The sequence below is a fragment of the Pseudomonas sp. genome (genome assembly GCF_041601375.1).
In the GTDB taxonomy this organism is placed as follows: Bacteria; Pseudomonadota; Gammaproteobacteria; order Pseudomonadales; family Pseudomonadaceae; genus Aquipseudomonas.
Genome location: NZ_JBFIIG010000196.1, coordinates 1 through 7,442, shown reverse-complemented (window position 1 = coordinate 7,442; position 7,442 = coordinate 1). Strand labels below are relative to the sequence as shown.

The window sequence follows — 7,442 nt, the reverse complement described above, 5'->3', positions numbered from 1 at the left end:
GGCGGCGGCGACCTGTTCGGTCAGTTCGAGGCTGCGCAGGGCATCGCGCGCGGCGATGGTGCCCATGCTCACCTTGTCCTGATTGTGGCACTCGGTGGAGCGCGAGAACACGCTGGCCGGCATGGTGTTTTTCAGGGCTTCGGCGGTCCAGGCGCTGGCGCCGATCTGCACCGCCTTGAAGCCGTGGTTGATCATCGCGCTGACGCTCGGCGCGCCGGACAGGTTGCTCGGCAGGCCGTGGTTGTAGCGGCTATCCACCAGCAGGGCGAGCTGGCGGTCGAGCAGGTCGGCGACGTTGCCGACCAGGTTCTTCAGGCTGTCCATGGCGAAGGCGATATGGCCGCCGTAGAAGTGCCCGCCGTGCAGCACGCGTTCGGCTTCGGCGTCGATCAGTGGGTTGTCGTTGGCGCTGTTCAGTTCGGTTTCGATGAACTGGCGCAGCAGGCCCAGGCTGTCGGCCATGACGCCGAGCACATGCGGCGCGCAGCGCAGCGAGTAGCGGTCCTGCAGGCGGTGCAGCGGCGCGGTCGGGGCGTCGATCGCCAGGTCCTGGCGCAGCCAGGCGGCCACCTGCATCTGTCCCGGGTGCGGTTTGGCGGCGAACAGGCGCTCGTCGAAGTGCTCCGGGTTGCCTTCCAGCGCCACCACGTTGAGCGCGGTGATGCGCGTGGCCAGCTTGAGCAGGTACTCGGCGCGGGAAAACGCCAGGCAGGCCAGGGCAGTCATCACCGCGGTGCCGTTCATCAGCGCCAGCGCTTCCTTGGGCCGCAGGGTCAGAGGCGTCCAGCCCAGTTCGGCGTGCACCTCGGCGGCGCTGCGGCGTTCACCCTTGAACAGCACCTCGCGTTCGCCGCTGAGGGTGGCAGCCACGTAGGACAGCGGGGTCAGGTCGCCGCTGGCGCCGACCGAGCCTTCTTCCGGGATCAGCGGCAGCACGTCATGTTCGAGAAAGGCGCGCAGGCGTTCCAGCAACTCCACGCGCACCCCGGATACGCCCTGGCACAGCGACTGCAAGCGCGCGGCCAGCACCGCACGGGTGCTCGCTTCGTCGAGCAGTTGGCCGAGGCCGCAGCCGTGGAAGGTGTACAGGTGGCGTGGCAGCGCCTCGACCTGGTGCAGCGGCACGGCCACCACGCAGGAATCGCCATAGCCGGTGGTGACGCCGTAGATCACGCCTTCCTTGTCCAGCAGGGTGTCGAGGAAGCGCGGACCCTTGTCGATCATCTCGCGGTAGCCGGCATCGTCCTGCAGCAGCGCCTGGGCGCGGCGCTGGGACAGGAGGTTGATGTGCTCGACGCTCAGCGGTTGTTCGCCGAACACCACGGGTTCAGCCAGGTATGTCGTCATCTTGCTTCCAGAACGGGTAGAAGTTGAACCATTGGTGCGGGGCCTCCAGGCAGAGTAGGCCGAGGCGCTGCGCGTAATTTTGGACCCAGCTGCGGATCACCGCGTCGCGTTCGCCGCGCGTCCACTGTACGCGCTCGGCCAGGGGCTCGAGCAGCACCTGGTAGCGGCCGTCGATCTTCAGGCAACTCATCAGGTTGAGCGGGCAGCGCAGCAATCCGGCCAGCAGCCAGGGTCCCTGGGGGAAGGCGGCGCTCTGGCCGAGAAAATCCACGGTGACGCTACGGGCGCCATGCAGCGGCACGCGGTCGCCGGCTATCGCCAGCCACTCGCCACGCTCCAGGCGCTCGGACAGTTGCAGCATGATCGCCGGATCCAGCTCGCTGACCTGAATCAGGCGCAGGTTGCTGGCGCCGGCTTCACCGAGCAGGCGGTTGAACTGCTCGGCATGTTTGGTGTGCACGAGCACGTTCATCTGGACCTTGTTGTTCAGTTCGGCCAGCGCCCGGCACACTTCCAGGTTGCCCAGGTGGGCGCCGATCAGCATCTGTCCACGCTCGCCCTGCATCAGGCCGTGCAGGTCGTGGCGATCGATCAGGTCGATGTCCTGCACGCCCAGCTTGTGGTTCCAGACGTCCAGCTTGTCCAGCAGGGAGTCGGCGAAGGCCATGAATTGACGGAACACCGACAGGCGGCTGGGCCGCAGTTCGACGCGCCCGCTCCAGTCGGCCAGATTGCGCTGGTAGCGCCAGATGCTGCGCCGGGCCTGGCCGCCGAGCAGGAAGAAGTACAGCACGATCAGGTAGAGCAGCGGGCTGAGCGCGCGGCGACCGAGCAGGCGTACGGCCAGGGCGATGAATTTCATCAGGGCGAAGCTGCCGCGCTCTTGCTGCGCGGCCCAATGCTTGCTGTTGCGCGGCTGGCTCATGCGCGCCACCGGCGCCAGAGCAGTTGCGGGGCGCGCAGGAGCATGCCGCAGAGCAGTTTGGCGTGCATCTTCGAGATCAGCGCGTTGTCGTGCCACAGGCGAAAATGCGAGAGGCCGTCGGCCGGGTAGTGCACGCGCACCGGCAGCCAGCGCATTGGCTGGTCGCGCCAGAACAGGCGCACCAGAATCTCGGTGTCGAAGTCCATGCGCCGGCCGATGGCTACAGCATCGAGCAGCGCCAGGGTGGCCGGCAGCGGGTAGATACGAAAGCCGCACATCGAGTCGCGAATGCTCAGCGACAGGCAGTTGATCCACACCCAGACATGGGTCAGGTAGCGGGCGTAGAGGCGGCTCTTCGGCACGCTGGCATCGTAGTGCGGGTAGCCGCAGATCAGGGTCTGCGGTTCGGCCCGCGAGGCGGCGAGAAAGGCAGCGAGTCCGCTGAGATCGTGCTGACCGTCGGCGTCCACCTGCAGGGCATGGCTGAAGCCCAGTCGCGCGGCTTCGCGCAGGCCGGCCATCACCGCGCCGCCCTTGCCCTGGTTGACGGGCAGGCGCAGCAGGTAGACCTCCGCCTGCGCGGCCAGGCGCTCGATGGTCGCGGCGCAGGACGGGCCGGAGGCGTCGTCGACCAGGACGCAGGGCAGTCCGGCGCCGCGCAAGGCGCTCACCACGGCCGGCAGGGCCTGCTCGTGGTTGTACACCGGTATCACCGCGCAGGGCTTATGCATCTGGCGCCGCCAGCCGGAAAGCGCCGGTCATTGTGCGGCCCCCAGCAGAATGCGCCCGGACGAGCAGGCCTTGTCACCGTTGCGGAAGCTGAAGTAGAGCTTGCCGCGGCTGGCGTCGAAGCGCAGCGACAGCTGCAGGGGATCGCCGGGGCGCACCAGTTGCTGGAATTTCAGCACTTCCATGCCGACGAAGCGCGGCGGCAGTCGTTCGATCAGTTGCCGGGCCAGATGCTGGGCCCAGTCGATCTGCACCACGCCCGGCAACACCGGGGTCTGCGGGAAGTGGCCGCTGAAGTGGGCCAGGTCCAACGGCACCTGCAGTTCAAGCTGCCATTCGCCGTCCCGCTCCACGGCGCTCAGCGGTTCGACCAGGGTCGGGCGCGGCGCGGCGAGCAGGGCCTCGACCCGGGCCTGGGCCAGCTTGCCCTGGCTGCTGTAGGGCAACTGGCTGAGCAGGCGCCAGCGCCGCGGCAGGGCGATGGCTTCGCAGTGCCCGGCCAGGTGACGGCGCAGGGCGTCGGTGACGCTGCGCCGGCCCTGGTTGCGCAACGCATGCACGCCGGCCGGGCTCAATGCCAGCAGGGCGCCGAGGGAGGCGCGGCCCTGTTGAATCACCCCGAGGCGCGCATCGCCGACCCAGGCATGCGCCATCAGGGCCTGCTCCAGCATGGGCAGGGAGATGCGCTTTTCTTCCAGTTTGACGATGCGGTCCAGGCGGCCGCGCAGGAGGAAACGGCCGTCGGCCTGGAGTTCGACGGCATCGGCGGTCTGCTCGCAGTGACCGGCCGGCAGGTAGGGCGAGGTCAGCCTGAGCGCTCCCTCGGCGTTGACGCCCAGCTCGACGCCGGCGAACGGCTGCCAGGGCGTGTCGCCCTTACGCCAGGCGATGCCACCGGTTTCCGAGCTGCCGTAGATTTCCGTTGGCCACTGGCCGAGCTGGGCGTGCAACAGCTGCGCGGCCTCGGCCGGCAGGGCGCCGCCGGAGGAGAACACTTGGCGCAAGGTCCGCAGGGCGGTCCAGTCGAGGTTGTCGCCCATGCGCTTCAACAAGGCCGGGCTGGCGACCCAGGCGAACGCAGGCTGTTCCAGGCTGGTGCGTTGCATGTCCTCGGGGAAGGGTTGCGCATGGCGCAGGAAGGCGCGGCCGGCACACAGCGGCCAGAGCACGCGGAACAACAGGCCGTAGATGTGCTGGGCGGCCACGCTGGCGACTATCACCGCGTCGCCCAGGGTCTCGCCCCATAGCCGCTCCAGTGCTTCGACTTCGTTGCTCAGTTGGCGCAGGCTCTTGTCGATCGGCTTGGCCTCGCCGCTGGAACCGGAGGTGCACAGGGTCAGTCGGCACTGGTCGAGGTCCAGGGCGCGGGCCGCCAGGGGCTCGGCGGTTCCTGCGCGATCGAGGGCGTCGAGGGCATCGAGCCAGAGGTCGATCCGGCTCGCCAGCTGCAGGCGCGTCTGCGCCTGGGCATCTGCGGGCAGCAGCACCTGGGCGCCGGCCAGCCAGGCGCCGAGCAGGGCGATCGCCAGCTCGGCGGCGTCTTCCAGGTAGAGCGCGACGCGCTGCACATTCTGCCCGCGCAGTTGCCCGCCCAGGCGCAGCGCACGCCGGCACAGCTCGGCGTGGTCGAGGTCCGGGGTCACCTGGCGGCTGGCGTCGGGGTTCAGCAGCAAACAATCGAGGCCGATCCAGCTCATGCCAGTCTCCTTACGCGCTGGCGCATCAGCCATTCGCCGGTGAACAGCAGGCCGATCAGGCCGTAGGAGATCAGCCCGGTGTAGAGGGTCCACCAAGACAGCGGCGCCCACAGGGTCAGGGCGGCGGAGATCAGGCCGTTGCCGAGAAAGAACAGTGCCCAGACCTTGGTCACCTGGCGGGTGTAACGCACGGCCCGCTCGGGCAGTTCCGGCTCGCGCAGGCGCGCCAGCCGTTCCACCAGCGGCGGGCCGACTTTCAGGCTGAGGGCAAACAGGCCGAGCAGCAGCAGGTTGATCAGCACCGGGTACCAGCGCAGCAGCGCCGGCTCGCCGGCCAGGCCCAGCAGCAGGCAGAACGCCAGCGCCGCGGCGGCCATCCAACGCCCGCTTGGACCTTGTTTGCCCAGCAGCAGGCGCGCCAGCCAGAGCCCGCCGAGCAGGGCGGCGAAGATCCGGGGCGAGAGGTGTTCCATGCCGTAATACACGGCGAAGGGATAGACCAGGCCGGCCACGACCAACAGCAGGCCGAGCAGGCGACTCATGCGCGACTCTTCATTAACTGTCCGGCCATCAGTTGTCCGGGTTGACCAGGCGATGCACGGCCTCGACCACATCGCTCACGCTGCGCACGGCCTTGAACTCCTCGGCGGCGATTTTCTTGCCGGTGTGGCGCTTGATGTGATCGATCAGGTCGACGGCATCGATGCTGTCGATCTCCAGATCCTGGTAGAGGTCTGCCGTCAGGGTCACGCGCTCGGCGTCCAGCTCGAACAGTTCGACCATGGCGTCGCGCAGGGTGGCGAAGATTTCATCACGGGTTTGCATGTGCTGAGTCCTCAGGCCGCTTGTCGTGCGGCAACGAAGGCCGCGAGACTGGTCACGCTGGCAAAGTGCTCGCGGGTGTCCTTGGCTTCGGCGTCGATCTTGATGCCGAAGCGCTTCTGGATCGCCAGACCCAGCTCCAGGGCGTCCACCGAGTCCAGCCCCAGGCCTTCGCCGAACAGGGGCAGATCGGCATCGATGTCGGCGGCCAGCATGTCTTCCAGGCCGAGGGATTCAATGATCAGGTGCTTGATTTCCAACTGTAAATCGCTCATCTACGGCGAGCTCCTTAATGAAGTGACGATGCAAGAATTCGTTGAGTTTACGCGAGGCGATGGGCGCCGGTCCCTGTGCACTGAACAGTTGCGGGTCGATATCCTCGCCCACCCGCAGGTGAATATGGAAACGCTGCGCCGGAATACGGTACCAGGGCTCGGCCTTGGTCAAGGTGGTCGGTGTCACGCTGATCGCCACGGGGGTGACGATACGCGCGCCGCGCAGTGCGATGGCGGCCGCCCCCCTGTGGAACTCGGGCGGCTGCCCCGGGGTGGTGCGTGTGCCTTCGGGAAAGATCACCAGGGTCTGGCCGCTGTGCAGGGCGCTGGCGGCTTCGTCGAGCATGTCCAGGCTGCCGCTGTTGCTGATGTACTGGGCGGCGCGAATCGGCCCGCGCATGCAGGGATTGTCCCACAGGCTCTGCTTGACCACGCAGTTGGCGTCGCGGATGAAGGCGATCAGCACCACCACGTCGATCAGCGACGGGTGGTTGGCGAGCACCAGTTGGCCCGGCCGGCCCAGGCGGTCGGCGCCTTCCACCTCGTAGGTCAGCACCCCGCTGCGGAACATGAACTGGACGAACGCCCGGAACACCCAGCTGATCACGCCGCGGGCGCGGCGCCGGCGAGTCTCGGCGGCGCCCGGCAGCAGGCCGAGTATGGGGAAGACCAGCACGCGCAGCAGCACCCCGCCGATACCGAACAGGGCGAAGCTCAGCGCGGTGGCGATCAGGCGCCACCAGAGGGGCGCGCTGTAGGGGCTCAGGCCCTGTTGTGTGACCAGATCCATTGGCGGCTGTTCCAGTGATGGACGAGGGTCGGCTGTCCGCTGCAGAGCGCACGCAGCAGGCTGAGGGGGTGTGGCCATGCGGTTTGTTGGCCTTCACCGCGGCACAGTTGCAGGCGCCAGTCGTCGCCGGGCGTGAGCAGCAGGGCGACGGCATAGGGGAAAGGCACGTCGTCGATATGGGGCGCATAGAGCGCTGGCGGTGCTTCCTCGGCGATCACCAGCAGCACTGCCGGAGCGCCCTCGCCGAGCAGCATGCCGGCTTCCAGAATGGCGTGTTCGAGGCCATCGCCGGCAGCGGCCACGGCGGTCATCTCGCTGGTGTCGCCACGCAGGATCGACCATTGACCGATGATGGCGTTGTGCACCGAAAGGCTGAACTGGGTCGGCGACAGGGGTTCATCGCGCGCCAGGTCGCTGAGGATGGCCAGGGTGCGCGGCGTCTCGCCGTGGCGCGAGGCGAATATCAGGGGCAAGGCCGGGTACGCTTCGGCCAGCGGCCAGGCAACCTGGAACAGCATCCGCGCCAGGCGGCTGAGGCGGCGGCGTTGCATGGCTGGGAGGAAGCTGACGTCCGGTTGCTGTTGCCCGTCAGCCACGCGCACAGGCGCCTCGCACCAGGCGCGCCAGTCATCGATGCTTTCCAGGCCGGGGGCCCAGGCATGCCATTGCTCGATCCTGAAATGCATCACACGAAGCGTTTTCCCGGCCCCTGTGGGCGTCCTTGTCAACTGCGGCTGTCCCGCGCGACAGCTTGAATTGTCGACGGTGCCATGGCGAAGTGCCCGCATTATCTAGGTCGCCGGCATTCTGCGCAAACTTTGCCGGAGTGCTTCTGATGGATGGGTCAGCGATTTCAG

9 protein-coding genes are annotated in these 7,442 nt (G+C 67.8%); all 9 read right to left on the bottom strand.

Going from position 1 to position 7,442, the window contains the following annotated elements; genetic code table 11:
• On the bottom strand, positions 1-1,347 hold a 1,347-nt coding region (gene hutH / locus ABZE94_RS18695; RefSeq protein WP_372877320.1), incomplete at its 3' end, for a histidine ammonia-lyase.
• The gene (locus ABZE94_RS18690) at positions 1,328-2,272 is read right to left on the bottom strand and encodes a glycosyl transferase (RefSeq protein ID WP_372877318.1); all 945 of its coding nucleotides are present in this window, start codon (positions 2,270-2,272) and stop codon (positions 1,328-1,330) included. The genes ABZE94_RS18690 and hutH, both read right to left, overlap by 20 nt.
• The gene (locus ABZE94_RS18685; protein ID WP_372877316.1) at positions 2,269-3,003 is read right to left on the bottom strand and encodes a glycosyltransferase family 2 protein; all 735 of its coding nucleotides are present in this window, start codon (positions 3,001-3,003) and stop codon (positions 2,269-2,271) included. The genes ABZE94_RS18690 and ABZE94_RS18685 overlap by 4 nt, the downstream gene beginning before the upstream one ends.
• A gap of 27 nt (positions 3,004-3,030) precedes the next feature.
• Entirely contained in the window at positions 3,031-4,698 is a 1,668-nt protein-coding gene (locus ABZE94_RS18680) for an AMP-binding protein (RefSeq protein WP_372877314.1), read from the bottom strand.
• On the bottom strand, positions 4,695-5,240 hold the full coding sequence (locus tag ABZE94_RS18675) for a hypothetical protein (protein WP_372877312.1): 546 nt from the start codon (positions 5,238-5,240) through the stop codon (positions 4,695-4,697). The genes ABZE94_RS18680 and ABZE94_RS18675 overlap by 4 nt, the downstream gene beginning before the upstream one ends.
• Positions 5,241-5,268: 28 nt before the next feature.
• A complete protein-coding gene (locus tag ABZE94_RS18670; RefSeq protein ID WP_372877310.1) occupies positions 5,269-5,523 on the bottom strand; it encodes an acyl carrier protein in 255 nt (84 codons plus the stop codon).
• An 11-nt stretch (positions 5,524-5,534) separates the two neighbouring features.
• A complete protein-coding gene (locus ABZE94_RS18665) occupies positions 5,535-5,795 on the bottom strand; it encodes a phosphopantetheine-binding protein (protein ID WP_372877308.1) in 261 nt (86 codons plus the stop codon).
• Positions 5,755-6,585, bottom strand: a complete 831-nt coding sequence (locus ABZE94_RS18660; protein ID WP_372877306.1) for a lysophospholipid acyltransferase family protein — start codon at positions 6,583-6,585, stop codon at positions 5,755-5,757. The genes ABZE94_RS18665 and ABZE94_RS18660 overlap by 41 nt, the downstream gene beginning before the upstream one ends.
• Positions 6,558-7,274: a beta-ketoacyl synthase chain length factor gene (locus tag ABZE94_RS18655; RefSeq protein WP_372877304.1), complete on the bottom strand. Its 717-nt coding sequence runs from the start codon at positions 7,272-7,274 to the stop codon at positions 6,558-6,560. Before ABZE94_RS18655 ends, ABZE94_RS18660 begins: the two co-directional genes overlap by 28 nt.
• Positions 7,275-7,442 lie beyond the last annotated feature (168 nt).

Coding starts and splice junctions, on each gene's coding strand:
- ABZE94_RS18690 (WP_372877318.1), bottom strand. CDS start 2,272: ATGAGCCAGCCGCGCAACAGCAAGCATTGGGCCGCGCAGCAAGAGCGC.
- ABZE94_RS18685 (WP_372877316.1), bottom strand. CDS start 3,003: ATGCATAAGCCCTGCGCGGTGATACCGGTGTACAACCACGAGCAGGCC.
- ABZE94_RS18675 (WP_372877312.1), bottom strand. CDS start 5,240: ATGAGTCGCCTGCTCGGCCTGCTGTTGGTCGTGGCCGGCCTGGTCTAT.
- ABZE94_RS18670 (WP_372877310.1), bottom strand. CDS start 5,523: ATGCAAACCCGTGATGAAATCTTCGCCACCCTGCGCGACGCCATGGTC.
- ABZE94_RS18680 (WP_372877314.1), bottom strand. CDS start 4,698: ATGAGCTGGATCGGCCTCGATTGTTTGCTGCTGAACCCCGACGCCAGC.
- ABZE94_RS18665 (WP_372877308.1), bottom strand. CDS start 5,795: ATGAGCGATTTACAGTTGGAAATCAAGCACCTGATCATTGAATCCCTC.
- ABZE94_RS18660 (WP_372877306.1), bottom strand. CDS start 6,585: ATGGATCTGGTCACACAACAGGGCCTGAGCCCCTACAGCGCGCCCCTC.